Source organism: Thalassococcus lentus, assembly GCF_028023555.1.
GTDB classification, from domain to species: domain Bacteria; phylum Pseudomonadota; class Alphaproteobacteria; order Rhodobacterales; family Rhodobacteraceae; genus Thalassococcus_A; species Thalassococcus_A lentus.
Genome location: NZ_JAQIOY010000004.1, coordinates 171,521 through 197,456 on the forward strand (window position 1 = coordinate 171,521; position 25,936 = coordinate 197,456).

The window sequence follows — 25,936 nt, forward strand, 5'->3', positions numbered from 1 at the left end:
CCATAGAAATGGCGAAGCCGATGACCAAGACCCAGCTCGTTGCCGCGCTGGCTGAAAAAATGGATGCTGACAAGAAGACCGCAAGCGCGGCACTTGACGCAATGACCGACCTGATCACCTCTGAGGTGTCCGGCGGCGGCGCAGTGACCCTGCCCGGTATCGGCAAGTTCTACTGCCGTGAGCGCCCAGAGCGCATGGTGCGCAACCCGGCCACCGGCGAGCAGTTCAAGAAAGAAGCTGACAAGCAGGTCAAAGTGACGATTGCGAAGGCGCTGAAGGACAGCGTGAACGACTAAGTCGTTCAAACCGGAATTTTGGAAAAGGGCTGCCCGATCAGGCAGCCCTTTTTCGTTCCATGACGACCCGCTCAGAATTGCGACAATTGCCAGGCTGGCCGCGATCTGCGTGTAAATGCATCAGAGATTTGGGGGCGGATCGTTTCGCGCCATTGTGCGGACAAAAGAAAACCCCCGGTTGCGCAATGCATCCGGGGGTTGTCAATTCGTTTTAGTGCTGGAAACCAGCGGCAGCTTACATCATCCCTTCGCGTTGGGCTTTTTTGCGTGCCAGCTTGCGGGCCCGGCGGATCGCCTCGGCCTTTTCGCGTGCTTTTTTCTCGGACGGCTTCTCGAAATGCTGCTTGAGCTTCATTTCACGGAAAACGCCTTCGCGCTGCAGCTTCTTCTTCAGGGCACGGAGCGCCTGATCGACGTTGTTGTCGCGAACACTTACCTGCATGTGGTTGTCACCACCTTTCTAGATTTGAGTTGCAAGGATTTGCAGGAAGTGGCCGCATAGCAAACAGCCGCTACTTTGTCTAGAGTATAGGAAACGCAGCCGGAGGCCTGACGATGAACGATGATATGAAACAAGCGCTGCTGGATGCGGCTTTGATGCATGTTCCATTTGATGGATGGTCTGAAACCACGTTCAAAGCCGCGGTCGAGGACAGTGCTGTTGATCCGGTTGTTGCCAAGGCTCTGTTTCCGCGCGGGGCCGTTGATCTGGCGATTGCCTATCACAAACGCGGCGACGCCCAGATGATGGACCGCCTGGAGGCCGCGACGCTGGATGGGATGCGGTTTCGGGAAAAGGTGATCTTTGCTGTGCGTGCTCGAATCGAAGCAGTGGATGATCGCGAAGCAGTGCGGCGCGGCACGACTCTGTTCGCGCTTCCGCTTTATGCTGCGGATGGGGCCAAACTTATTTGGGGAACCTCTGACGCGATTTGGAACGCGCTTGGCGATACCAGCCGCGATTTCAACTATTACACAAAACGAGCAACGCTGTCGGCGGTCTATTCTTCGACAGTCCTGTATTGGCTTGGCGACGATTCGCTGGACAACCAAGCAACCTGGGATTTTCTGGATCGCCGGATCGAGGATGTGATGCGGTTTGAAGGCGCCAAAGCGGCGGCTGCAAGAAACCCGCTTGTCTCGAAATTGATGGCTGGGCCGGGACGCATTCTGTCGTCGATCAAAGCGCCAAGTGCCACGCGCCGCGGGGACCTGCCCGGCGGTGGCGGAATATAAGCAGATTGATTGCTGCCGCTGCCTGATTGCGTCACAGTCTCAGCCAAAGGTTTGAGTCAGAAAGGGCGCGACATGGCAGAACAAATGCGGGCAATCGAAATCACCGAAGCAGGCGGACCCGAGGTTTTGCAGCTGTGTACCCGCCCGGTTCCGCAACCGGGCCACGGGCAGGTCGTGATACGTGTTGCCTATGCAGGTGTGAACCGACCCGACGCTCTGCAGCGCGCTGGCAGCTATGCACCGCCGCCTGGTGCCTCTGATCTGCCGGGATTGGAAGCCTCGGGCGAGGTTGTTGCCGTGGGCGAAGGGGTATCCTGGCCGCTGGTTGGGGATGCTGTCTGCGCCTTGTTGCCGGGCGGCGGATATGCCGAATACGTCGCAACACCCGCCGCGCACTGTCTGCCGGTGCCCAATGGGCTGGGTCTGAAAGAGGCCGCGTGCCTGCCAGAGACCTATTTCACGGTCTGGACCAATGTATTCGAACGGGGCGGCTTGCAGGCCGGTGAACGGTTTCTGGTTCACGGCGGCTCATCCGGGATCGGCACAACAGCGATCCAGCTGGCCCATCAGTTTGGCGCAAGGGTGTTTGCGACAGCCGGAACAGCAGAGAAATGTGCGGCCTGTGTGGATCTGGGGGCTGAACGCGCCATCGACTATAAGCAAGAGGATTTTGTCGAGGTCTTGCGCGCCGAAGGAGGCGCGAACCTGATCCTTGATATGGTTGGGGGCGACTACCTGCCGCGCAATGTCCGTGCGCTCGATGATGACGGTCGGCTGGTCCAGATTGCGTTTTTGCAAGGTCCGAAGGTCGCGCTCAATTTTGCGCAGGTCATGATGCGCAGACTGACCATCACAGGCAGCACACTCAGACCGCAGAGCGATCTGGCCAAGGCGCGCATCGCCGATGCGCTGAGGCAAAAAGTCTGGCCGCTTCTGGCGTCAGGGGTAATTGCGCCTGTGATGGATTCCGAATATCCGCTGGAGGATGCTGCGGGCGCGCATACGCGCATGGAAAGCTCGGGGCATATTGGGAAAATCGTGTTGAAAATAGAGTAAGAGGTTCGACTATGTCTGGTGATTTTGCAGAAGATGATGTCAGCAAATTCGTGAGAGCCACAGAGCGACTGAAGTACAACAATAATAAATGGGTCAAAGCAGCGGCTTTTGTTCCATTTCTGGGAACCGCAGTCCAATCTGTTCTGGATTTTGCCAACCTGCGCTCGAAGTTCCTGGTCGAACGCACCATGGCCGAAGCGGGTGTTCCGACATCCAAGGTTTTGGGTTCGGTTCTGACGGGTCTCGTGGCCTTGTTGGTATTGGTTTTTCTTGCGTTCATCTTGAACCCGTTTGACGCAAGCGGTTCTGGTGCCAAGCTGATCTTTTCGGTGTTGTTGGTTGGTTTGGCGGTCGTGCTGGTCCCGATGATTGCGACCGGATTTGCCGTTTTGATCGGAACGTTGGGACATATGCGAGGCAAAGGCGAGAAAGGCTTCATTCTGAATTCCAACCTTGCCCATTTGGCCAAGCGGAACATCTTTTCGCCGAAGGAATGAACAACTGAGGGAGGCTCGCATGGCGCGCACAGTCATCATCGAAGAACACGGCGGCGCAGATGCGCTGGCGCTGGTTGACCGGCCGGTGGGTGAGCCGGGACAGGGCGAAGTGCGCATCGCGCACAAGGCCTGCGGTCTGAACTTTATCGATGTGTATCAGCGCAGCGGGCTTTATCCACTCCAGATGCCTGCAGCTCTGGGGATGGAAGCCTCCGGCGTGATCGAGGCTGTGGGAGAAGGCGTGAAACACCTGTCCGTGGGCGACAGGGCGGCCTATGCCTCCATGCCGCCCGGGGCCTATTGCGAAGCGCGGGTGATGCCTGCCGCGCAGGTGTGCAAGCTTCCTGATGAGATCAGTTTTGAGCAGGGCGCCGCCATGATGCTCAAGGGACTGACGGTTCAGTACCTTTTTCATCGCACCACACCGCTGAAGGCGGGCGATACCGTTTTGTTTCATGCAGCGGCCGGCGGAGTCGGATTGATCGCCTGCCAGTGGGCCCGGTCTGAGGGCATTCGACTGATCGGAACCGCGGGCACTGATGAAAAATGCGCTCTGGCGCTCGCCCATGGGGCGGATGCCTGCATCAACTATCGCACTGAAGACTGGGCCGCCCGTGTGCAGGAGCTGACAGATGGCGCGGGCGTGGATGCGGTTATGGATGCGGTTGGTGCAGACACCTTTGAAGGATCGTTGGACAGTTTGAAGCCCTTGGGTATGATGATTTCCTTTGGAAACGCATCAGGCCCTGTGCCGCCATTTAATATTGGTCTGCTGGGCCCGAAGGGCTCACTCAAGATCACCCGCCCAACACTGTTCACACATATTGCGGATCATCAGGCATGTCAGGATATGGCGGCGATGTTGTTCGACAAGGTCCAGTCCGGGGCGGTTGAGATCAAGATATCGCAACGGTTTGCCCTTGAAGACGTAGCCGAGGCGCATCGGGCGCTCGAGGCGCGCAAGACCACCGGGCAGACCATTTTGACGCTTTGACGGGAACGGCGCTGTTTCGGCGGGGCCGAAATGCGCCCCGCCCACCGTCCCAGAATCCGCCGCCTACGCGTGCCAGTCGAAAAAGCCAGGACCGGCTGCGGCCAGAAGCCGTTCGGCCAGCGCCTTTCCCATGTCCGGGCCATCTGCAATAGCGCCGCTGATTTCATCAGCATGCGAGGCCGAGCCGTCGGGTCGCAGCACTTCACCGCGTAGGCGCAGGCCTTCGGATGAGAACTCTGCCAATCCGGCGATGGGCGTTTCGCACGAGCCGTCCAGCGCAAAGAGGAAAGCCCGTTCCGCAGCCAGCCGCTGACCGGTTTCAAGATCGTGAATCGCACCAAGCATTTCTGCGCAGCGGTCATCGGAGATCCGTCTTTCGATGCCGATGGCGCCCTGTGCGATTGCCGGCAGCATGTCGTTTGTGTCGATTGCGTGTTTCGGCACTTCGTCCATGTGCATCCGGTTGAGCCCGGCCATGGCGAGGAAGGTTGCTCGGGCCACGCCTTCGTTCAGCTTTTTCAAACGCGTTTGGACATTGCCACGAAACTCTACGACCTGAAGATCAGGGCGGCGATTGAGCAACTGCGCACGGCGGCGCAGTGACGAAGAGCCCACTGTTGCCCCCTGTGGCAGATCGTGGAGGGATGAAAACTCGGGGCTGATAAAGGCATCCCGTACATCTTCGCGAGGCAGATAACAGTCCAGCACCAACCCGTCAGGCTGCACGGTCGGCATGTCTTTCATCGAATGCACGGCGATATCAATCGCGCCCGACAGCATGGCTTCTTCGATTTCCTTGGTGAACAGGCCTTTGTTTCCGATTTCCTTCAGCGGGCGATCGGCATCAATCAGGCTGCGGTCGTCACCTGTGGTCTTGATCACGACGATCTCAAAGGCCTCGGGCGGCAGGTCAAAAGCAGTGCCAAGCCGGTCGCGGGTCTCATGGGCTTGCGCCAATGCAAGCGGTGAACCGCGGGTTCCGATCTTGAGCGGAGAGTCGGGAGTGGGGAGTTGAAGCGTCATGTCTCAAGGTTTAGACGTGTCAACTTGCCCTGACAATGCCCTCTGTCTTGACATAGCGCTTCTGAGAGGCAACGCAGGGGGAAGGACAAAAGGAATGCCCCATGACCAAGACGATTTTGCGTGCCCTTGCTGGTGAAACTCTGCCGACACCGCCCATCTGGATGATGCGGCAGGCAGGCCGATATTTGCCTGAGTACCGGGCGACGCGCGCCGAAGCCGGTGATTTCCTGTCTTTATGCTACAACCCCGAACTGGCCGCCGAAGTGACCTTGCAGCCAATCCGGCGATATGGGTTTGATGCGGCTATCCTGTTTGCCGATATTTTGCTTTTGCCTCAGGCGCTTGGCGTCGATCTTTGGTTTGTGACGGGCGAAGGCCCGCGCATGACCACGGTCACCACGGATGCTGAATTCGATAAATTGGGTCGGGGTGACATGATTCATGACACGCTGAATCCGGTCTATGAGACCGTTCGGATCCTGTCGCGCGAGCTGCCCAAGGAAACCACGCTGATCGGGTTTGCGGGCGCGCCGTGGACTGTCGCCACCTACATGATTGCGGGGCAGGGCACCAAGGATCAGGGACCGGCACATGCGCTGAAAGCAGAGAACAGGGCGCTTTTTGAAAAGTTGATCGACAGGTTGACAGAATCGACCATTGATTACCTGTCCAAGCAGGTTGAGGCCGGGGCCGAAGTGGTCAAGATCTTTGACAGTTGGGCAGGAAGTCTCAAGGGCGAGGACTTTGAACGCTATGCTCTGGAACCCGCGCGGATCATCACCAAAGAGATGAAGGCGCGTTTCCCGGATCTGCCCGTAATCGCGTTCCCGCGTCAGGCCGGTGACAAATACGTAGGCTTCCATGCGGCGACAGGCGCCGATTGCGTGGCTCTGGACGACAGTGTGACCCCGGAATGGGCGGCGCAGAATGTGCAGCCCGGTGGCTGTGTCCAGGGCAACCTTGCTTCGTCGCATATGGTGACAGGCGGCGATGCCTTGGTTAGCGAAACACGGCGCGTGGTGCAGGCGTTTTCAAAAGGACCGCATATTTTCAACCTTGGCCATGGAATTACGCCCGATGCGGATCCGGAGAACGTCAAGTTGATGATCGACACGGTTCGGGAAACAGCCTGACCGGAAATTGCGATCGGCTTTGCGGTATAGCCAGACAAAACAAGGCTTCGGCAGGCGCGGGCCTGCCGAAGGTCTGAGTGGCACAGGTTACCAGTGCTGACGCGCGCTACGCTCTGCCATCAACAGGGCGCGTTCGCGGGCCATGCAGGCGTGAAACAGCGCTTCGGGCAATTGTTTGCAGGTCCGGATGGCGTCACGCAGGTCGCGGTTTGACGGCTGATGCGGTTCGTGCAGTTGCGAATAGCCGGGATGTTGGCGGACCGTTGGCATCTTGCGCTTTGACAAATAGGCCGAATGCGCCCAGCCGACGTGGCCTGACACGTGGCGAACAAAGAACCATTTGCCCTTTTTACCAAGCACTTTGACCTTGCTGCCCTGCATCATTTTCATGATCACGGGATGATGTTTTCCCGCTCCACGTCGCAGGTTCAGAGCGCCGTAGGCCGGGGCATGCACCCACATGGTATATTCAACGGCATCCGGTTTTGGTGGCAGGTGCTTGATCGGATGTGGTTTGTGCTTGGACAGCCATCCGCTGTGCGCCCAGCCAATTGTACCGTGGGCGTTCTGCAACTTAACCCACTTGCCCGGTGCGTGCAGAACATGAACTTTGCTGCGGTGGGGCATCTTGTCGATCACATGATAGGCCGTGCCGGGACCGGTCCGCAGATTGAGAAATCCATCTTTGGGGGCATTGACCCATGCCTGGGTGGCTGCAGCAGCGCTGCCTATGAAAATGGCAAATAAGAAGGTGAAAAGACGAAGCATGGCGATTCCTTTCGAGCAGTTCGAAAATTCATGCTCAAAAGGTGCGCGCTTTCGCCGTTGATATACAATATCAGCCGGAAAAGCGATTTGATTACAGAGTATTGGGTTTGACCGCGGTTTTCCTAAACCTGTTCTACTGTCACGCCATCCTGCTCGTGAAACGCAAGGTAGCCCGCGATTGCGGCGACATCGTCCTTGGGCGACTCGTATGACCAGACAGCGTTTTCATATGTCTTGGACTTGGCAACGATCGAATAATAGCTGGCCGTACCCTTGTGCGAGCACTCTGTCGTCTTGTCTGACGAATCCAGAAAGGCCATCGCAATGTCATCACGGGGAAAGTAGATGACTGGGGGCAAGTTCCCCTCGTTCAGTTCAAGCGCGCCATTGGTTTCGCCAATAACGGCGCCGCCGGCCCGGATTGTCCATGTGCCGCCTGCAGGTGTGATCGTGATCGTTGTGCTCATAACGTCCCCCTTCGTCTGTACCACCCTTCTGACAAAAGGGATGTAACGCGAACGTGTCAAATAGCGCGGCAGGCGTTCAAAAGCCAGTCTTGTGTAGCCTCATCCAGCAGGGGCGCGACCATTTTGAGCACCTGAGCATGGTAATCGTTCAGCCAGTCACGCTCCTGCGGGGTCATCAAATCGGGGTCTACAAGGGTCAGATCGATGGGAACCCAGGTCAAGGTTTCAAAGCTCAGCATCTCTGAAACGGTCTGGCCAGGCAGGGCGCTGGCTGCTTCGACCGCGATCAGGTTTTCGATGCGAATACCAAAGGCGCCCTCCTTATAAAAACCGGGCTCATTGGACAGGATCATACCGGCTTCCAAAGGCACGGTTCCGGAGCTGGCGATACGGGCGGGGCCTTCGTGGACAGACAGGTAACTGCCAACGCCGTGGCCGGTGCCATGGCCATAGTCCATTCCGGCCTCCCACAGGGCGGCGCGTGCAAAGGGATCAATGTCCCGCCCTGCCATTCCTTTGGGAAACCGCAGTCGTGAAATTGCGATCATTCCCTTGAGGACCCGGGTAAAGGCAGCGCGTTCGGTGCCACCGGCTGTGCCGATGGCAACGGTACGGGTGATGTCAGTGGTGCCATCAACATATTGGCCGCCGCTATCCACCAAAAGCAGCTCGTTTTCCCGAAGTTTGCGGTTTGTCTTGTCCGTCACCCGGTAGTGAACAATGGCACCGTTGGGACCAGAGCCTGAGATCGTCTCAAAACTGATGTCTCTGAGCGCATTGGTTGCACGGCGTTCCTCTTCCAAGCGCGTGACCACGTCGATTTCGGTCAATTCGCCCGGCGCGGTCTGATCCAGCCAAGCAAGAAACCGGACCATGGCCGCCGCATCCCGCAAATGCGCAGCGCGTGCGCCCGCCAGTTCTGCGGCGTTTTTGCGGGCTTTGGGCAGCGCGCAAGGGTCGGGCGCTTCGATGGGATCATGGGGCAACGCCTCGACGACTGCGACCGGGCAACTGGCCGGATCAATCATCGCGGGGCCTGAGAGGTCCGCCAGATCGGACAAGAACGCATCGGGCGCTTTCACTTGGACCGACGGGCCAAAGTGATCGCTCAGACCTTCCAGTTTGCCAGCGTCCATATAAAGCGTAACGCGCGCATCGTTGTGCAACAGCGCAAACCCATGTGGCACAGGGTTGCGTGGAATGTCACTGCCGCGAATGTTCAGCAGCCAGGCAATGCTGTCAGGCAAGGTCAGAACGGCACAATGCGCCGGGCCTATGTCTTTGGCCAGCCGGGCGATCTTGCTTTCATGGGGTTCGCCCGCCAGATCCACCGGCTGCGCAAAGACAGCACCAGCAGGGGCAGGGGGCTGATTTGACCAGACTTCATCCACCAGATTGGCGCAGGCTTGCAGTGCAATCTCTGGCGCGTTCTTGGCCAGTGCCTTTTCGAGTGTGCGGCGCTGTGAAAGGCTCAGAAGCCATGGGTCAAACCCAACCCTTCCGGATTGCAGAGCAGAGGCGATCCAGTCGCCCAAGGAAACCTCGGGCCAATCGACAGGTTCATAGCAATCGGCGACCTGTGCCTTGACCTGAACGCGATAGCGGCTGTCGACAAAGACACCTGCGCGATCCTGCAGCGCAACGCACCAGCCCGCCGATCCTGTGAAGCCCGTCAGCCAGGACAGCCGTTCATCATGGGGCGCCACGTACTCGCCTTGGTGGGCATCCGCGCGTGGCACAAGAAAGCCGTCCAGACCCTGCGCCTTCATTGCGGCACGCAACGATTGCAGGCGCGCGGGCCCTTGTTCGGGCGATGCGGTTTCTTGGAATGTCTGAAACATGGGGCCTCTCCGGTTGCGCGCGTTTTATTGATAGCGGTTTGTCACAAACTGGCCAGTGGGTCTGACAAAAAACACTTGGCGATGGCCGTCGCCGGAGTCATGGTTTGCCGCGTTAACGTGTTGAAGGTGGCGACATAATGAGCGAGTGGATTACGCCGCAGAATCTGGTGCTTGCGGCCGGGGCCTGCTTTGTTGCGGGCTATCTTGTCATCAACCAGATGTTGCTCAGGTTGCTGCTGTTCATGGGATCCACCCTGTACCTGTGGTACTATTTTGTAGCGGCTGAGCAGCCCCTTTGGGATGCCATCGCCATGTCGGCCTTGATGCTGGCCGCCAATATCGTCGGGTTCATTGGTCTGTGGCTGCAGCATTCGGTCTGGATCATACCGAAAAAACACCGCGATCTTTATGACCGCTTTAACGCTTTGCCGCCGGGTGATTTCAAGGATCTGATGAATCAGGCCTATCGGGAAAACTACGAAACCGAAGTGCAGATCACGCAAGAGGGCGCAGCCGTGGACAGACTGTACTACGTGATCACCGGCGCCCTGAGCATTGAAAAGCAAGGGGAACGGTTTCGCATGCCTGCGGGCGTCTTCGTCGGTGAGGTGGCCTACATGACCGGGATGAAATCATCAGCATCCACGTGGCTGAGCGCAGGATCAGAGGTGTTGGTCTGGGACGTGCAAAACCTGCGCCACCGGTCCGAGCGCAAGGCGCGTTTCAAGCTGGCACTCGAAGCCATGCTGTCCAAGGATCTCGCCATGAAGGTTGCCTATGCAGTTGCTCCGGCTGCAACGCAAACTCCAGAAGCGATCGCGGCGCGCGAACGGTCTGCATAGTCCACCAGACGGGCCGTCAAAGCGCGTTCAGGATGCGCGCTTCATACCCATGACGCGCGCGCGTGCGCGTGGATCGCTGTCAAACAGCGAAGCCAGCTGTTCGGTCATCGCGCCCGCCAGTTGTTCAACATCCGTAATGGTCACCGCTCGCTCGTAATAGCGGGTCACATCATGGCCAATCCCGATAGCCAGCAATTCAACCTGTTTGCGCCGTTCGACCATGTCGATCACATCGCGCAGGTGCTTTTCCAGATAATTGGCCGGGTTTACCGACAAGGTGCTGTCATCAACCGGAGCGCCGTCAGAAATCACCATCAGGATTTTGCGGGCCTCGTGGCGCATCACCATCCGCCGGTGCGCCCATTCGAGCGCTTCGCCGTCGATGTTTTCCTTGAGCAGACCTTCTTTCATCATCAGGCCAAGATTATCACGTGTCCGGCGCCAGGGGGCGTCTGCGGATTTGTAGATGATGTGACGCAAATCATTCAGGCGGCCGGGTTGCTGTTCGCGCCCTTCGTTCAGCCACGTCTCGCGCGCCATCCCGCCTTTCCACGCCTTGGTCGTAAAACCAAGAATTTCCACTTTGACCGAGCACCGTTCCAGCGTGCGTGCCAAAACGTCGGCGCAAATCGCCGCAATGGAAATGGGACGTCCGCGCATCGATCCGGAATTGTCGAGCAGCAAGGTCACGACTGTGTCACGGAACTCGGTGTCTTTTTCCACTTTGAAAGACAATGGTGTCGTGGGGTTGGCGACGACACGGGCAAGGCGTCCGGCATCCAGAATACCTTCCTCGCGATCAAATTCCCAAGACCGGTTCTGCTGGGCCTGAAGCCGTCGTTGCAGCTTGTTGGCAAGACGCGATACGGCGCCCTTGAGCGGTTCAAGCTGCTGGTCCAGATAGGCCCGCAAACGCTCCAGCTCAACAGGCTCTGCAAGGTCTTCGGCAGCGATCTCTTCATCATGTTCTGTGCTGTAGACCGTGTATTCCGGGTCCGCCTCAGAGATCGGTGGGGGCGGGGGTGGATCGAGAGGGGCCTCGCCTTCGGGCATCTCGACTTCTTCGCCCATTTCCTGATCGGCGGCTTCGTCCATTGAAACCTGAGCCTGGCTCGGATCCTGGGTTTCGTCCTGTGACTGTTCCGGCGAAGCTTCGGATTCTTCGCCTTCGCTGTCGTCCTGACCTGTGCTGTCGGGCTGTTCCTCTTCGTCTTGCCCGTCTTCCTGCCCGTCTTCGTCGGATTCGTCGTCCCATTGGTCCGGGTCATCACCCAGCTGATCACCATAGCCCAGATCAGTGATGATCTGGCGGGCAAACCGGGCAAAGGCCGCAGGGTCGGCCAGCGTTTCCTGCAGGTTCTCCAGCGTGTCGCCTGCGCTGTTTTCCATGAAGCCGCGCCATAGCTCCATCGCATTTGCCGCATCCGAAGGCAGGTCGCGTCCGGTGGCCAGATGACGGATTAGATAGCCCGCAGCAACGGGCAGGGCGATTTCAGCCGGATCGGTGATTTGGCCATAACCGCGGCGCGCTGCTTCGTGGCCAATTTTGGCGTCGATGTTTCCGGCGGTGCCGGGCATGTCGCGTGCGCCCATGGCTTCGCAACGGGCGGTTTCCATGGCTTCGAACAATTCGCGCGCCATGTCACCGGGCGGTGCATACCGGGCGTGCGTGCCCGCATCGTGGTAACGACGGTACAGCGCCAGCGCATCGGCTGTGCCCCGCGCCAGCATGACTTCGTCGCGGCTCATACGGCGGCTGACTTGCGGCAAGCGCATTGAGTCGCCCGATACCCCGGATGGATCGACCGTGTAGCTGACTGACAACTCAGGGTCGTCGGCCATGACCTTGGTTGCCTCGGCAAGGGCTTTCTTAAAGGGATCGGCGGGGTTGTCGGACTGTTGTGCCATGGATCATGGTTTCCACGGTCCGGCGGCAATTGGCAAGAGCCTTGTGCCCTGTTCGAGGGCTTCGCGCCGTGGTTTTTACAGCGCGGTTTCCGGCTGCTTATGCAAGGCTGGGGCCGTTAACCAAGGATCATCGCATCGCACTGGCGCATGTGTTGGCGGACTTGTGCCGCCGCTATATCCGCGCGGCGCGGGTCAACGTGGTATTGCGCGACCACCAAAAGCCGTTCTTGCATCGTCCGTGCCCGGGTCAGGAATTGCGAAAGTCCTGACGGATCCAGACCGGCGGCGTGAGCGTCTTGTTCAATCGCGCCGAGCAAGTCGGCATAGATGTCGCGTTTTTCACGCACCGTCGGGGCCTCTTGGCCGTGCATGCGCTGGTGATCGAGATGAGCGGTGTAGCGCCCCATGCAGGCGGCAAAAAATGCGGCCTGCTCAGTGACGCCAGCGGCGACAGCAGGATTGGGCATGTAGCCCGCAGCCGAGACGGCAAGTGCAATCAGCGTTGCGCGGATCTGGCTGGATCTCTGCGACGTGTTTCCCATAGGAAACACAATAGGGCAGTGCGGCATACAATGGAATACTGAAATTCAAAGGGCTGCAATTTTCATCCGTACAATTTTCGAAGTGACGAAAAATTACGCGGCTTCATTCGTGGCGTGCTGGTCAACGGGGCAGCAATTTTATGGGTTTAGTGCTGACAGGCTGTATCGTCAGCTTAAGATCAGGGCGTTGCACAGCGCGGTCAGCTCTTGGGCTCGGGCGCGTGCACGGGCTGAGCGTTCGCCGTTCTGATCAAAGCGTGCAGTTTGCAGCAATCGGGCCTGCGCATGCTTGGCCCTGATCCGGATGTCCAGAACTTCGGGGCCGGTCAGGCCCGTATCCGAGGCCGGGAATACGGCATCCAGAAGCGTGACAAATGTATGCCGCCGCGCCCGTTCGTCAGCGCCGTCATGCCCGACGAGCCACGCATATTCCATCTGTGCTGAAAAACGACCTGCGCAGGATGCAAAAAGCTGGACCTGTTCGCGGGGATCAGACGGCATTGACTGTGCGCTGAACGAAGCACAGGCAAAGGCCAAACCGGCGAGATATGTTTTCAAACCGCCCATGAATTAAACATTAGCGGTAAAATATGTTCTATATGTTGAGCGAAATGAAAACTTTTAACTAGATGTGACTGTCCGGTAACAGCCGAGGCAGAAGGTCATTTGCATCTGCGGGCACGGGTCAAAGAAAAAGGGCGACGCAAGCGCCGCCCTTTTCCCATCAATCGTAAGTTTCGATCAGCCGAGGCTGAGGCTCGCCGCACTTTCGGGAAGCTCTTCGTCAAAGCAACGCTGAAAGAACTCGGCCACGGTCTGGCGTTCCAGCTCGTCGCACTTGTTGAGGAAGGACAGGCGGAATGCATATCCCGTGTCACGGAAGATTTCCGCGTTTTGGGCCCACGCAATAACGGTCCGTGGCGACATCACGGTCGACAACTCACCGTTCATAAAGGCGCGGCGGGTAAAGTCCGCGACAGTCACCATCTGGCGTACGGTCTTGCGACCCTTTTCGTTGTTGTAGTGCGGGCACTTGGCCAGAACGATCGCTGTTTCGGCGTCGATGGACAGATAGTTCAGCGTCGCAACCAGAGACCAGCGGTCCATCTGGCCTTGGTTGATCTGCTGTGTGCCGTGATACAGACCAGTCGTGTCGCCCAGACCAACAGTGTTGGCTGTCGCAAAGATGCGGAAATACTTGTGCGGGGTGATCACTTCGTTCTGGTCTAGCAACGTCAGTTTGCCGTCCGTTTCCAGAACACGCTGGATCACGAACATAACGTCCGCGCGGCCCGCATCGTATTCGTCGAACACAATGGCAGTCGGGTTGCGCAACGCCCATGGCAAGATGCCTTCCTGAAACTGGGTGGTCTGCTTACCGTCCACCAGTTTGATCGCATCCTTGCCGATCAGGTCGATCCGGCTGATGTGGCTGTCGAGGTTCACGCGAACCGCGGGCCAATTCAAACGGGCCGCCACCTGTTCGATGTGCGTGGATTTACCGGTGCCGTGGTAACCTTGGATCATCACACGACGGTTGTTGCGAAAACCGGCTAGAATTGCGAGTGTGGTGTCAGGGTCGAATTTGTAGGTGCTGTCCAGATCCGGAACGCGATCCGAACGATCCGGGAACCCGTGCACCGTCATGTCACTGTCGATCCCAAAAGTTTCGCGGACGGAAATCTCTTCTGTGGGTTTCGCGTTGATATCGATCGTGCCGTCCGCCATGTTGGAGTTGTCCTTCTACCCGAAGCCTATAATGTCGGCACCCTCGTGCCTCATATCGAGACGATGGGCAAGGGGAAGCAGGCCGAAGGCGAGCCAAAAATATGACGTCGAAAGATGAATTAGAGACATTGATTGCACGCGTTTCCATGGGGGACCGGGCAGCCTTTGAAAAACTATACGGGCAAACATCACCAAAGTTGTTCGCGGTCTGCCTTCGGGTTTTGCACGAACCGGGCTTGGCCGAAGATGTCCTTCAATCGGTTTATTGCAAGGTCTGGCAAGGCGCCGGTCAGTATCGGGCGAACGGGTTTTCGCCGATGGCTTGGTTGATTACCTTGGCGCGCGAAGCGGCGGTCGATCATCTAAAGCAGCACGGATCGCCCGCGAAACCGGCCGTCACGGACTTTCCCGATCGCCTGTCGTTCGATTCCGAAGCACTGGCGATGGCGTCCAGCGAGGCGCAGGCGCTTGCCTATTGCATGAAATCCTTGCCGCCTGAGCACGGGGCCATGATGAAGGCGGCATATCTGGACGGGGTGGACTATTCGGATATCGCCCGGATTGATGGCGTCAGCCCGGAAACCGCGCGCGGTTGGATCCGCTCCAGCCTTCTGCAACTACGCGATTGTCTAAGCTGATGACCACGTCGATGGATGCCGCTCAAACCGATCTGTGGGATGCCGCTGCGGGCGAATACGTTCTGGGGCTTTTGCCCGAGGACGAAAGGGCCATGTTCGAGGTCCGACTGGCCTCGGATGTGCAGCTGGAACAGGATGTCGCCGCATGGTCCTTGTACTTTTCCGGCTTTGCGGAAGAGATCGAAGACGTTGTGCCGCCGCCCCAGATCAAGCGCAGGATCGAATCCGAGTTGTTCCCCGGTCCGCCCAAGAATGTCTTGCTGACAGTGTTGCCCTACCTGTTGGGCGCGGTTCTTAGCGGTTTGGCAGCCTGGATCGCAGTCGAAGCGGGATTGCTGGAACTCCTTTAAAGCCCATTCATGAAAAAATGCGCCGGCTCGGATCACGAGCGGGCGCATTGCTTGTTCAATATCTGACCACAAAATGGCCAGACGTTCGGATCAGACGATCTTGATTCCCGCGGACTCGGCGTCTTTGACAAACTGCGCGAGGCCTTTGTCGGTCAGAACATGGTTGGCCATCGCCTTGATCACGCCGGGAGGGGCGGTGGCAACATCCGCGCCGATCTTGGCGCATTCGCTCATGTGGTTGGCCGAACGAATGGACGCCGCCAGAACCTGCGTTTCAAAACCGAAGTTGTCATAGATTTCGCGGATGTCAGCGATCAGGTCCATGCCATCAAGGTTCAGATCGTCAAGACGACCAATAAACGGAGAGATGAACGTCGCGCCTGCTTTTGCGGCCAGAAGGGCCTGATTTGCCGAGAAACACAGGGTCACGTTGACCATTTTACCTTCGCCCGAAAGCACTTTGCAGGCCTTGAGGCCATCCCATGTCAGAGGCACTTTGACAGTGATGTTTTCGGCGATCTCTGCCAGTTTGCGGCCTTCGGCGATCATGTCATCTGCCTTCAGCGCAACCACTTCGGCCGACACAGGGCCGGAAACCAGATCACAGATTTCCTTGGTCACTTCCAAAATATCGCGGCCGGATTTCTTGATCAGCGAAGGGTTGGTGGTCACACCGTCCACCATGCCCAGATCGTTCAACTCGGCAATTGCGTCGATTTCAGCTGTGTCGACAAAGAATTTCATGGAGGCTCTCCTTGATGTGCCCGCTCGGGACGCGCGGGCTTGGCATTTACTGATGCGTGTCTTAACCCAGATAAGCGCGGGCGGAAAGGGCATGGTGTTTGCGCTAACAAATCGGCTCGTCCCGGGTATCACTGCTAAAGCGCGAAAGGCGCCCTGAATGGCAACTTTCTTTGAAGAAGGCACATTGGTCGGCGTTTTGACAACGCAGCCGCTGGACCGTGCGCTCGACTACAAGGCGCCCGAAGGTGGTTGTCATCTTGGCGCTTTCGTCGAGGTGCCTCTTGGTCCGCGCAAGGTCTTGGGTGTGGTGTGGGGGGCTGGCAAAGGTGGGTTTGATCTGGCCAAGGCGCGCAGTGTAATCCGGGTGCTGGACGCAGCACCGATGCGGGATGAGATGCGCGAATTTCTTGAGCGCGCGGGCGCTTATACGCTGACGCCGATGTCGGCCATGCTGCGGCTGGCCACGCGCGCTCCGGGGTTGGGTGATCCCCCTTCGATGCGAAAGGTCTACCGACTGGGTGAGGGCGAGCCGGCTCGTATGACAGACGCACGCACCCGCGTTCTGGACGCTGCGCGGGAAATGGGCGGGCTAGCGCTGACCCTGAAGGAGCTTGCAGAAGCCGCAGGTGTTACAACGTCTGTCGTCAAGGGGCTGGTCAGCACCGGCGCAATCGCCGAAGAACAAAGCCCCCGTGACACACCGTTTGCCTTGCTTGATGCCGACTATGGTTCAAAAACACTGACGCCCGATCAAACCGAAGCGGCCGAAGCGCTGCGCAGCGCGCAGCGGGCACAGACCTACGGGACAACTTTGCTCAAGGGCGTTACAGGCTCGGGCAAGACCGAGGTCTATCTCGAGGCTGTGGCCGAAGCCTTGCGGACCGGCAGGCAGGCGCTGGTTCTGTTGCCCGAAATCGCTTTGACCGCCGAATTTCTCACACGGGTCGAGGCCCGTTTCGGGGCAAAGCCCGCTGAATGGCATTCCGGGGTCACACTGACAGAGCGGCGGCGGGTCTGGAAAATGGTGGCTCAAGGGCAGGCGCAAATGGTGATCGGCGCAAGATCTGCCCTGTTCCTGCCGTTTCAGCGTTTGGGCCTGATCGTTGTCGATGAAGAACACGACACGTCCTACAAGCAGGAAGAGGGCGTTCTTTACAACGCGCGGGATATGGCGGTGCTTCGGGCCTCATTGATTGGCGCACAGGTGGTGCTGGCGACCGCGACGCCTTGCCTGGAAAGCTGGGCCAATGCTGATGCAGGCAAGTATCAAAGGCTGACACTGACCTCCCGCTTTGGCGAAGCCGTCATGCCCGAGATGCGCGCCATCGACATGCGCAGCGAAGAATTGCCCGCCAACCGCTGGATTTCCCCATCCTTGCAACGGGCCGTGGCCAAACGCATGGAGGCGGGTCAGCAATCTTTGCTGTTCATCAACCGCCGTGGATATGCGCCGGTCACATTGTGCCGTGCCTGTGGTCAGCAAATCGGTTGCGATCATTGCGACGCACGCATGGTGGAGCACCGTTTTCTGAAGCGGCTGGTTTGTCATCAATGCGGTGAAAGCAAACCGATCCCTGATGTGTGCCCCTCTTGCGAGGCCGAAGACCGTCTGGCGGCTGTCGGGCCGGGTGTTGAACGGTTGGCGGAAGAGGCGCAGGCCGTTTTCCCGGATGCGCGGATCGCGGTGTTGTCCTCGGATCTTTATGGAACCGCGCGTGAACTGAAGGCGCAGATTGAAACGATCGCTGCCGGGGGTGCCGATATCATCATCGGCACGCAGCTCGTGGCCAAGGGACATAACTTTCCTTTGCTGACCTTGGTTGGGGTGATCGACGCTGATCTGGGTTTGCAGGGGTCGGACCTGCGGGCGGCGGAACGCACGTTTCAGCTTATGCGGCAAGTGTCGGGCCGTGCTGGTCGTGCCGAACAACCGGGCGAGGCTCTGCTCCAGACGTTTCAGCCGGAGCATCCTGTCATACGTGCCATTCTGAGCGGCGATGAAGAGGCATTCTGGGCAGCCGAAGCCGACGAGCGCCGCGCTGCCGGGATGCCGCCCTATGGTCGCTTGGCGGGCGTTATCCTGTCGGGGCCGGATGTGCAGTCCGTTTTTGATCTGGGGAACCATCTGGCGCGAAACGACGCCCCTTTGCGCCGGATCGGAGCGCAGGTGTACGGTCCGGCGCCTGCGCCGATTGCGCGGGTTCGGGGGCGGCATCGCGTTCGGTTGCTGGTCAAGGCTGACAAGGGCGCGCCCTTGCAATCTGCATTGGCCGATTGGGCCGCGCAGGTCACACTCAAGGGCGATCTGCGCATGGCAATTGATATCGACCCGCAGAGCTTCTTCTGACCGGCGCGCGACTTTGGGTTCACCCCGTTGCAAAGTGTTTTGCGGCATTTCCAGCGGGTCAAATGCGGGCGGCTGGGCCACAACGGTTTCTTCTTTTTGTCGATCTCTTGTTTGTCGCCAAGGCTCATTCTACATGGGGCTTCATGAAACGCTGGATCCCCTTTGTGAAATCGGACCCGCTGGTCAACGTTGTGCGCCTGCAAGGCGCGATAGGCGTTGGTGGACGTGGCTCCCTGAGTGACCGGTCGGTTGCACCACTTCTGGAAAAGGCGTTTCGCAGGGGCAAACCTGCCGCGGTCGCGCTTGAACTGAACTCGCCCGGCGGGTCCCCGGTTCAAAGCTCGCTGATCGGCTCGCGCATCCGCCGTCTTTCTGAAGAAACCGAAGTGCCGGTGTTCGCATTCGTCGAAGACGTGGCGGCCTCGGGAGGATACTGGCTGGCTTGCAGCGCGGATGAAATCTGGGCTGACCCCAGTTCAATTCTGGGATCCATCGGGGTCATTTCGTCCGGCTTTGGCGCGCATGTCCTTTTGCAACGGCAGGGTATTGAGCGGCGCATCTACACAGCCGGAAAAAGCAAATCGATGATGGACCCGTTCAGCCCGGAAAAAGAAGAAGACGTTGCGCGATTGAACAGGCTTCTGGGACAGTTGCACGAAACATTCATTGGTCAGGTCAAAACACAGCGTGGCGAAAAGCTGGCACAAGACCCTGATCTGTTCACTGGCGAGGTCTGGATCGGATCCTCGGCGGTCGATGTGGGGCTGGCCGACGGGATCGGGCATCTGGTGCCGACAATGAAGAGCCGGTTCGGAGACAAGGTGCAGTTTCGCCGTCTTGATCAAAAACGTCCTCTGCTGCCCCGGATCGGTGTGCAGGCGGTTCAGGGTGCCTTGGGCGAAATCGAGGAGCGTGCGCAGTTTGCACGGTTTGGACTCTGACGTGATCATCAAGATTGTATCACTCTTCCTGATTTTTATGGGTGTGCTGGCTATGTTCGGCAAACTCAAAGTGCCGGGCGCCAAGCAGATCGCTTCCAAGCGGTGTTCGTCCTGTGGACGGTTTCGGATAGGGCGCGGCCCTTGTGCCTGTGGCAAGGGAAAGACTTGAAATGGTATTTCTGTACGCGTGTCTCGGGCTTGTGATCCTGCTTCTGGCGGGCGATGCGCTGGTCAAAGGGGCGGTCAACCTGTCCTTGCGCGTCGGAATACCTGCACTGATCGTCTCATTGACCATCGTGGCGTTCGGGACATCCGCGCCTGAACTGCTGATTTCTATCAAAGCGGCGTTGGAAGGCGTGCCGGGTATTGCGCTGGGCAACGTAATCGGCTCGAACACTGCCAATGTCTTGCTGGTGCTGGGTGTGCCCGCGTTGATCGCGGTGATGCACACCTCGGAACACGACACCCGCAAGAGTTATGTCCAGATGATGCTCGGTACCGGTCTGTTCATCGGGCTGGCATATCGTGGTGTATTTGACTGGATTGCCGGGATCATTCTGCTGGTGGCGCTGGCACTGATCCTGGGGGATCAACTGCGCGAAGCACTGGCCCACAGGCGCGCCGGCAAAGCCGACGAGGATCTGGAAGAACCCGAAGGTGCTGACCCCGACATGCCGTGGTGGAAGATCATTCTATTTCTTTTGCTCGGAATTGTCGGCCTGCCGCTTGGGGCGGATTTGCTGGTCGATAGCGCACGGGAAATCGCCCTGATGTATGGCGTTCCCGACCGGGTCATCGGTCTGACGCTCGTCGCTTTGGGCACCTCTTTGCCAGAGCTCGCCACGACTGTTATGGCAGCGATCCGCAGGCAGGCGGATGTGGCGATCGGCAACGTGATCGGCTCGAACATGTTTAACCTGTTGGCGATCATCGGGGTTGCGGCCCTGATTGCACCAATGGAAGTTGACCGGGCTCTGCTGCGCTTTGATATCTGGGTGATGTTGGCCGCTTCGCTGGCGCTGATCCCCTTTGTCTTCTTCCGGCGGGATCTCACGCTCGTTTGGGGTGTGCTCTTGTCGGTGCTGTATCTGAGCTATGTGGGTTTTGTGCTGGTTGCCTGACCGGCCCGGAACAAAGGAACCTGACATGCAAGCATCAGCCCCCCGTGCTCTGGTAACCGGCGGCGCGAAACGCCTTGGGCGCGCCATGGCGTTGTACCTTGCGGGACGCGGGTACGATGTCGCGATCCACTTTGCGCATTCAAAAGACGAGGCCGAAGCGCTGAAAGCCGAGATTTCGGCGCTTGGACGTCAGGCGGCGGTTTTGCAAGCAGACCTGCTGGACGAGTCACAGGTTCAGGGCCTTGTGCCCAGCGCGGTTGAAGGTTTGGGCGGACCATTGTCCGTTCTGGTCAACAACGCATCTGTTTTCGAATACGACGACATCAAAACCGCGGATCGGCGCAGTTGGGATCGCCATATGGAAAGCAATCTGCGCGCGCCGGTTGCTCTGACGCAAGCGTTTGCCGCGCAAACCCCAAAAGCCACCGTTGACGATAACGGAGAGCCGATGCCACAGGCTCTGGTCGTTAATATGATTGATCAGCGTGTGCGCAAACTGACGCCGGAATTCATGAGTTACACAATTGCAAAGATGGGCCTTTGGGCGTTTACGCAGACAGCTGCGCAGGCCTTGGCGCCGGATGTGCGGGTCAATGCAATTGGGCCGGGTCCGACCCTGCAGGGCGGTCGGCAAACAGCTGAACAATTTGCGGCTCAACGCGCGGCAACCGTTTTGGGGCGCGGCGCGAACCCTGATGATATCACTGCGGCACTGGGGTATTTTCTGGATGCGCCATCGGTAACGGGGCAGTTGCTTTGCATTGATGGGGGGCAACACCTATCTTGGGAAACGCCTGACGTCGTGGACGTTGAATAGCTTGCCCCAACGGTAAGTTGTGCACCGCATTCACTTTGGTTACCAAAGCGTTACAAAAAGTTTAAAGAACTCAATAACTTGTCGTACGTCAAAATTTTTTCCGTTTAGGATCAAGTGGTTATAAAACTGCCTAAAAAATAGGCATTTTTGCGAAGTCTGCCGAAAACAACGAAAAAACCGGACTGTCTAGATTTTGCCTACAGAGTTATCCACAACTAACGGGGATGTATTCGTTCTTGAATTGCGAGGCACATCGTTGCAGCGGAAGGGCGGAATCAGCGCGTTGACAACTATGGGGCGACCTTTCGAGGGTGTAGTATGACCAAGGATGTGCCTGACCAGACACCGGAGCGTGGACACACGGTCGTGCAGGGGTACCTGAAGACGCTGGACAGCAGTCCGGGCGTTTATCGGATGCTGGATGACCAAAGCCGCGTTTTGTACGTGGGCAAGGCCAGAAACCTGCGCGCACGGGTCAGTAACTACGCCCGTCCAACAGGCCATTCCCGGCGTATCGCGCGGATGATTTCGGAAACCGCTTCGATGATGTTTCTGACCACGCGGACAGAAACCGAAGCGCTTTTGCTTGAGCAGAATCTGATCAAGCAATTGAAGCCCAAGTTCAACGTGCTGCTGCGTGACGACAAGAGCTTTCCCAATATCCTCGTGACCGACCACGCCTATCCGCAAATCCGAAAACATCGCGGTTCGAAAAAGGACAAGGGAAGCTACTACGGGCCCTTTGCCAGCGCGGGGGCCGTGAACCGAACGCTCAGCCAGTTGCAGCGCGCATTCTTGCTGCGCAATTGCACGGACTCCATGTTCGACAGCCGCAGCCGCCCCTGTCTTTTGTATCAGATCAAACGGTGCAGTGGCCCTTGTGTCGGCAAGATCTCAGAATCCGACTATGCGGACAGCGTCGCCGATGCGCAGCGTTTCCTGTCGGGCAAGTCGACCCAGATTCAGGAAGTTTTGAAAAACCAGATGCACGAAGCGTCAGAGGCGATGGAATTCGAACGCGCTGCGGCGCTTCGGGATCGCATCCGGGCGCTTACGCAGGTTCAGACGGCGCAAGGGATCAATCCGCAGGGGGTCACCGAAGCGGACGTGATTGCGCTGCATATGGAAGGCGGACAGGCCTGTGTTCAGGTGTTCTTCATTCGGGCAAACCAGAACTGGGGCAATCAGGATTTCTACCCGCGTGTCGGCGATGACGTCAGCGCCGAAGAGGTGATGGAAGCATTTCTCGGACAGTTCTACGACCAGAAAGACCCCGCGAGGTTGGTCCTGCTGTCGCACGGCATCGAGAATGATGACCTTATGTCAGAGGCCCTGAGCGGCAAGCTGGGGCGCAAAGTGGAACTGGCTGTGCCGCAGCGCGGTGAGAAGTCCGAGCTTGTGGACGGTGCATTGCGCAACGCCCGCGAAAGTCTGGCACGGCGCATGGCCGAAACCGCAACGCAGGCCAAGTTGCTGCGCGATCTAGCCGAGGCTTTTGAACTGGACGGACCACCCGATCGGATCGAAGTGTACGACAACAGCCACATCCAGGGGGCACATGCCGTCGGCGCGATGATCGTGTCCGGACCGGATGGCTATCTCAAGAACCAATACCGCAAGTTCAACATCAAGGGTGAAGACCTCACGCCCGGCGATGACTTTGGCATGATGAAAGAAGTCCTTCATCGCCGATTGAAGCGTCTGCTCAAGGAAGATCCGGACCGGGACAAGGGGCTGTGGCCCGATCTGATGCTGATCGATGGCGGCGCGGGGCAGGTCAGCGCCGTGGCCGAGATCATGGCAGAGCACGGCGTCGAAGATGTTCCGTTCGTCGGTGTTGCCAAGGGCATTGACCGCGATGCGGGCAAGGAAGAATTCCATCGGCCCGGCGAACGCCCCTTTGCGCTTCGGCACAATGATCCGGTGCTCTATTTCGTGCAGCGGCTGCGCGACGAGGCGCACCGTTTCGCAATCGGGACGCACAGGGCAAAACGGTCCAAGGCTGTCAGCGCCAATCCATTGGACGAAGTGCCCGGTGTGGGGGCTGCCCGAAAACGCGCGTTGCTGGCGCACTTCGGCTCGGCCAAGGCTGTCAGCCGTGCCAATCTGGCTGACCTGAAGGCAGTCGAAGGTGTGAGCGAAGCACTGGCAGAACGGGTTTATGCTTTTTTCCGCGACAGATAGGCTCGGGCGCGCGGCGACACTGGACATTTTCGCGATCACGGGAAAGGAAAGGGCATGGACCTGGACGATCTGAAATCCCGTATTCTTGCCGGCGAACGCCGCGCACTGGCCCGCGCCATCACATTGGTGGAAAGCCAAAAGGCAGAGCACCGCGACATGGCGGCACAATTGCTCGAAGGATTGCGCGGGCACGACAGGCAGGCGCTGCGGGTGGGCCTGTCCGGCACGCCTGGGGTGGGCAAAAGCACATTTATCGAAAGTTTCGGATGCATGCTGACAGGGCAGGGCTTGCGTGTGGCCGTTCTGGCGGTTGATCCGAGTTCGGCGCGCTCGGGCGGCTCTATTCTGGGGGACAAAACCCGGATGGAACGGCTGAGCCGCGATCCCTTGGCATTCATTCGCCCGTCCCCCAGTCAAAGCCACTTGGGCGGCGTGGCCCGCCGTACCCGCGAGGCAATCGATCTGTGTGAAGCGGCGGGCTTTGATGCGATTCTGATCGAAACCGTCGGTGTGGGCCAATCGGAAACCGTGGTGGCGGAAATGTCCGACCTGTTCTTGCTGTTGCTTGCACCGGCTGGCGGGGATGAATTGCAGGGCGTAAAGCGCGGTATCATGGAAATGGCGGATCTGATTCTCGTCAATAAGGCGGATGGGGATCTCAAGTCAGCCGCGACGCGCACTTGCGCCGACTACGCAGGTGCATTGCGCCTGCTGAGAAAACGCCCTCAAGACCCCGAAGGCTATCCACGCGCGATGACGGTGTCGGCCTTGGAAGACAGCGGATTGTCCAAGGCCTGGGAGGATATGCAAGAGCTGTCGGACTGGCGAAAGACCGAAGGGCACTTTGCCGCAAGACGGGCTGCGCAGGCCCGGTACTGGTTCGAGGCAGAGGTGCAGGAAGGCCTGTTGGCCCGCTTGCGGCGCGAGCCGGTCAGTGGTGCCATGGCAGCGCTGGCAGTACAGGTTGAAAACGGAACGACCACCCCGACGGCCGCAGCTTCTGAGCTTTTGGAGCGCTACTTGCAGATATCGACGTCCGGAGCGCCGGACAGCCCGCTTGAGGCTTGACGCTATGGGGCGGGGGGTCTAAGGAAGCGCGACGAGATTCCGGGCGCCGCTGATGGGGCGCCCTTTGATATTGGCCGGGGCCCATGAGCCAAGGCCCGAAGCAAGAGGATGTACCCATGTCGCGCGTTTGCGAACTGACCGGTAAGGGCCCAATGACTGGCAACAATGTCAGCCACGCCAACAATAAGACCAAGCGTCGTTTCCTGCCAAACCTGAACGATGTGACCCTGCAGTCCGAAACGCTGGGCCGTGGCATCAAGCTGCGCATCTCGGCGCACGCACTGCGTTCGGTCGATCACCGCGGTGGTCTGGACAAGTACCTGGCCAAAGCCAAGGACACCGAGCTGTCCGACCGCGCTCTGAAGGTCAAGAAAGAGATCGCAAAGGCACAGGCAACCGCCTGATCCTTAGACGTTTTCAAGGCAAACAGCCTCGCATCATTGATGCGGGGCTGTTTCCTTTTGTCGCTTTGGAATTCTGGCAGCGAGCGCATAGCTAACCTGTATGAAGCCGATTGTGCGCAGCATAATGACCGGATTTCTGGTCTGCATCCTGACGATGACCAGCGTGACCATGGCCGCCGCGAAGGGCCAGTCTGCGCCTGTCGGCGCGATGGTGATCTGCGCCGGTCAGGGCAGCTACACGGTTTTGGTGGATGCCGAAGGCCAGCCAACGGGTGCGGTGCACCTGTGTCCGGACTGTGCGCTTTCGCTGTTTGACACGAGCGCAATTGATCCGTTCATCCTTGTGACCCGCATCGTGCCGGTTGCACGCGCTCATGTCATAGAATCACTGGCAGCAGATCCGCAGGCCGTGTTGGCTGCGAACGCGCGGGGCCCGCCCGTCCTTGTTTGAGTCCGAAACACAAACGAGTCAAACTGGGATACTATTGAAATGAAACTGAAAGCTCTTTTTGTGGGGGCCTTTGCCTCTGCTTTGATGGCCGCACCGGCCATCGCTGAAATCACTGTGCACGATGCCTACGCGCGCTCTGCCACGCCCAATGCCAAGACGGGTGCGGCCTTCATGGTGATCGAAAACACCGGTGACGCCGATGATCGTCTTGTTGCCGTTCGTTCAGAGGCGGCCGTGCGCGTTGAATTGCACACCCACATCGATCAGGGCGGTGGGGTCATGAAAATGACTGAGGTCGAAGAAGGCTTTGTCATTCCGGCCGGAGGAAAACACATGCTGGCCCGCGGCGGCGATCATGTGATGTTCATGGGGCTCAAGTCGCCCTTCGTACAGGATGAAACTGTTTCAGTGACCCTTGTCTTCGAAACCGCAGGCGAAACGGTTATCGAAATTCCGGTGGATCTGGAGCGTAAGCCCAAACACGGAATGGGTCACAATCACATGAACCACGACAACTGATCGTGTTGATCTGCCCAATGC

Annotated in this window: 28 protein-coding genes; 18 read left to right on the plus strand and 10 right to left on the minus strand. The window is 58.5% G+C overall.

Translation table 11 applies throughout. The features are described from left to right. The first annotated feature begins 8 nt into the window (after window positions 1-8). Window positions 9-296 carry an HU family DNA-binding protein gene (locus PFY00_RS13495; protein WP_271433098.1) on the plus strand — a complete coding sequence of 96 codons (288 nt, stop codon included), beginning with the start codon at window positions 9-11 and terminating at the stop codon, window positions 294-296. Between the two features lie 235 nt (window positions 297-531). On the opposite strand, the gene rpsU is transcribed toward PFY00_RS13495, so the two are convergent. Beyond that, complete coding sequence (rpsU, locus tag PFY00_RS13500) at window positions 532-738, minus strand: 30S ribosomal protein S21 (RefSeq protein ID WP_007118112.1); 207 nt, start codon at window positions 736-738, stop codon at window positions 532-534. 113 nt (window positions 739-851) lie between these two features. Here rpsU and PFY00_RS13505 point away from each other — a divergent pair, with 113 nt between their 5' ends. The 4 genes from PFY00_RS13505 (at window position 852) to PFY00_RS13520 (ending at window position 4,079) form a co-directional block, all read left to right on the plus strand. Beyond that, window positions 852-1,532, plus strand: a complete 681-nt coding sequence (locus PFY00_RS13505) for a COQ9 family protein (protein WP_271433099.1) — start codon at window positions 852-854, stop codon at window positions 1,530-1,532. Window positions 1,533-1,604: 72 nt separating this feature from the next. Then, the gene (locus PFY00_RS13510; protein WP_271433100.1) at window positions 1,605-2,588 is read left to right on the plus strand and encodes an NAD(P)H-quinone oxidoreductase; all 984 of its coding nucleotides are present in this window, start codon (window positions 1,605-1,607) and stop codon (window positions 2,586-2,588) included. A gap of 11 nt (window positions 2,589-2,599) precedes the next feature. Then, window positions 2,600-3,085 (plus strand): hypothetical protein, encoded by a 486-nt coding sequence (locus PFY00_RS13515; RefSeq protein ID WP_271433101.1) that lies wholly within the window; start codon window positions 2,600-2,602, stop codon window positions 3,083-3,085. A gap of 19 nt (window positions 3,086-3,104) precedes the next feature. Continuing rightward, window positions 3,105-4,079 (plus strand): quinone oxidoreductase family protein, encoded by a 975-nt coding sequence (locus tag PFY00_RS13520; RefSeq protein ID WP_271433102.1) that lies wholly within the window; start codon window positions 3,105-3,107, stop codon window positions 4,077-4,079. Between the two features lie 63 nt (window positions 4,080-4,142). On the opposite strand, the gene hemC is transcribed toward PFY00_RS13520, so the two are convergent. Next, window positions 4,143-5,102, minus strand: coding sequence for a hydroxymethylbilane synthase (gene hemC / locus PFY00_RS13525; protein WP_271433103.1), 960 nt, complete (start codon window positions 5,100-5,102; stop codon window positions 4,143-4,145). A 101-nt stretch (window positions 5,103-5,203) separates the two neighbouring features. Between hemC and hemE the strand changes: the two genes are divergently transcribed. Next, on the plus strand, window positions 5,204-6,235 hold the full coding sequence (gene hemE / locus PFY00_RS13530) for a uroporphyrinogen decarboxylase (protein ID WP_271433104.1): 1,032 nt from the start codon (window positions 5,204-5,206) through the stop codon (window positions 6,233-6,235). A gap of 87 nt (window positions 6,236-6,322) precedes the next feature. On the opposite strand, the gene PFY00_RS13535 is transcribed toward hemE, so the two are convergent. The 3 genes from PFY00_RS13535 to PFY00_RS13545 form a co-directional block, all read right to left on the minus strand. Then, the gene (locus tag PFY00_RS13535) at window positions 6,323-7,003 is read right to left on the minus strand and encodes an SH3 domain-containing protein (protein ID WP_271433105.1); all 681 of its coding nucleotides are present in this window, start codon (window positions 7,001-7,003) and stop codon (window positions 6,323-6,325) included. A gap of 122 nt (window positions 7,004-7,125) precedes the next feature. Then, window positions 7,126-7,470, minus strand: coding sequence for a DUF427 domain-containing protein (locus PFY00_RS13540; RefSeq protein ID WP_271433106.1), 345 nt, complete (start codon window positions 7,468-7,470; stop codon window positions 7,126-7,128). 56 nt (window positions 7,471-7,526) lie between these two features. Next, window positions 7,527-9,311, minus strand: coding sequence for an aminopeptidase P family protein (locus PFY00_RS13545; protein ID WP_271433107.1), 1,785 nt, complete (start codon window positions 9,309-9,311; stop codon window positions 7,527-7,529). 137 nt (window positions 9,312-9,448) lie between these two features. Between PFY00_RS13545 and PFY00_RS13550 the strand changes: the two genes are divergently transcribed. Then, window positions 9,449-10,153 (plus strand): cyclic nucleotide-binding domain-containing protein, encoded by a 705-nt coding sequence (locus PFY00_RS13550; protein WP_271433108.1) that lies wholly within the window; start codon window positions 9,449-9,451, stop codon window positions 10,151-10,153. 27 nt (window positions 10,154-10,180) lie between these two features. On the opposite strand, the gene cobT is transcribed toward PFY00_RS13550, so the two are convergent. From cobT to cobS, 4 genes are all read right to left on the minus strand, one after another. After that, window positions 10,181-12,061: a cobaltochelatase subunit CobT gene (cobT, locus tag PFY00_RS13555; RefSeq protein WP_271433109.1), complete on the minus strand. Its 1,881-nt coding sequence runs from the start codon at window positions 12,059-12,061 to the stop codon at window positions 10,181-10,183. 116 nt (window positions 12,062-12,177) lie between these two features. Then, a complete protein-coding gene (locus tag PFY00_RS13560; protein ID WP_271433110.1) occupies window positions 12,178-12,603 on the minus strand; it encodes a hypothetical protein in 426 nt (141 codons plus the stop codon). A gap of 168 nt (window positions 12,604-12,771) precedes the next feature. Further along, on the minus strand, window positions 12,772-13,170 hold the full coding sequence (locus tag PFY00_RS13565) for a hypothetical protein (RefSeq protein ID WP_271433111.1): 399 nt from the start codon (window positions 13,168-13,170) through the stop codon (window positions 12,772-12,774). Window positions 13,171-13,344: 174 nt separating this feature from the next. Further along, window positions 13,345-14,331, minus strand: coding sequence for a cobaltochelatase subunit CobS (cobS, locus tag PFY00_RS13570; RefSeq protein WP_271433112.1), 987 nt, complete (start codon window positions 14,329-14,331; stop codon window positions 13,345-13,347). Between the two features lie 101 nt (window positions 14,332-14,432). Between cobS and PFY00_RS13575 the strand changes: the two genes are divergently transcribed. Together PFY00_RS13575 and PFY00_RS13580 are read left to right on the plus strand one after the other, a co-directional pair. Continuing rightward, entirely contained in the window at window positions 14,433-14,969 is a 537-nt protein-coding gene (locus tag PFY00_RS13575) for a sigma-70 family RNA polymerase sigma factor (RefSeq protein WP_271433113.1), read from the plus strand. Continuing rightward, complete coding sequence (locus tag PFY00_RS13580) at window positions 14,969-15,319, plus strand: hypothetical protein (RefSeq protein ID WP_271433114.1); 351 nt, start codon at window positions 14,969-14,971, stop codon at window positions 15,317-15,319. Before PFY00_RS13575 ends, PFY00_RS13580 begins: the two co-directional genes overlap by 1 nt. A gap of 90 nt (window positions 15,320-15,409) precedes the next feature. Here the strand turns inward: PFY00_RS13580 and fsa are convergent, their stop codons facing one another. Next, window positions 15,410-16,063, minus strand: a complete 654-nt coding sequence (gene fsa, locus PFY00_RS13585; RefSeq protein WP_271433115.1) for a fructose-6-phosphate aldolase — start codon at window positions 16,061-16,063, stop codon at window positions 15,410-15,412. A gap of 157 nt (window positions 16,064-16,220) precedes the next feature. On the opposite strand from fsa, the gene PFY00_RS13590 reads away from it, so the two are divergent. From PFY00_RS13590 to PFY00_RS13630, 9 genes are all read left to right on the plus strand, one after another. After that, complete coding sequence (locus PFY00_RS13590) at window positions 16,221-18,410, plus strand: primosomal protein N' (protein ID WP_271433116.1); 2,190 nt, start codon at window positions 16,221-16,223, stop codon at window positions 18,408-18,410. Between the two features lie 143 nt (window positions 18,411-18,553). Continuing rightward, window positions 18,554-19,351, plus strand: coding sequence for a S49 family peptidase (locus tag PFY00_RS13595; protein ID WP_271433117.1), 798 nt, complete (start codon window positions 18,554-18,556; stop codon window positions 19,349-19,351). Window positions 19,352-19,521: 170 nt separating this feature from the next. Beyond that, entirely contained in the window at window positions 19,522-20,472 is a 951-nt protein-coding gene (locus tag PFY00_RS13600) for a calcium/sodium antiporter (protein WP_271433118.1), read from the plus strand. Between the two features lie 25 nt (window positions 20,473-20,497). Beyond that, a complete protein-coding gene (locus PFY00_RS13605; RefSeq protein WP_271433119.1) occupies window positions 20,498-21,289 on the plus strand; it encodes an SDR family oxidoreductase in 792 nt (263 codons plus the stop codon). 318 nt (window positions 21,290-21,607) lie between these two features. Beyond that, window positions 21,608-23,473 (plus strand): excinuclease ABC subunit UvrC, encoded by a 1,866-nt coding sequence (uvrC, locus tag PFY00_RS13610; RefSeq protein WP_271433120.1) that lies wholly within the window; start codon window positions 21,608-21,610, stop codon window positions 23,471-23,473. A gap of 54 nt (window positions 23,474-23,527) precedes the next feature. Then, complete coding sequence (gene meaB / locus PFY00_RS13615) at window positions 23,528-24,541, plus strand: methylmalonyl Co-A mutase-associated GTPase MeaB (RefSeq protein WP_271433121.1); 1,014 nt, start codon at window positions 23,528-23,530, stop codon at window positions 24,539-24,541. 116 nt (window positions 24,542-24,657) lie between these two features. Further along, window positions 24,658-24,945, plus strand: a complete 288-nt coding sequence (gene rpmB, locus PFY00_RS13620) for a 50S ribosomal protein L28 (RefSeq protein WP_271433122.1) — start codon at window positions 24,658-24,660, stop codon at window positions 24,943-24,945. Window positions 24,946-25,045: 100 nt separating this feature from the next. Next, window positions 25,046-25,396, plus strand: coding sequence for a hypothetical protein (locus tag PFY00_RS13625; RefSeq protein ID WP_271433123.1), 351 nt, complete (start codon window positions 25,046-25,048; stop codon window positions 25,394-25,396). 39 nt (window positions 25,397-25,435) lie between these two features. Further along, window positions 25,436-25,915 (plus strand): copper chaperone PCu(A)C, encoded by a 480-nt coding sequence (locus PFY00_RS13630; protein ID WP_271433124.1) that lies wholly within the window; start codon window positions 25,436-25,438, stop codon window positions 25,913-25,915. The last annotated feature ends 21 nt before the right edge of the window (window positions 25,916-25,936 follow it).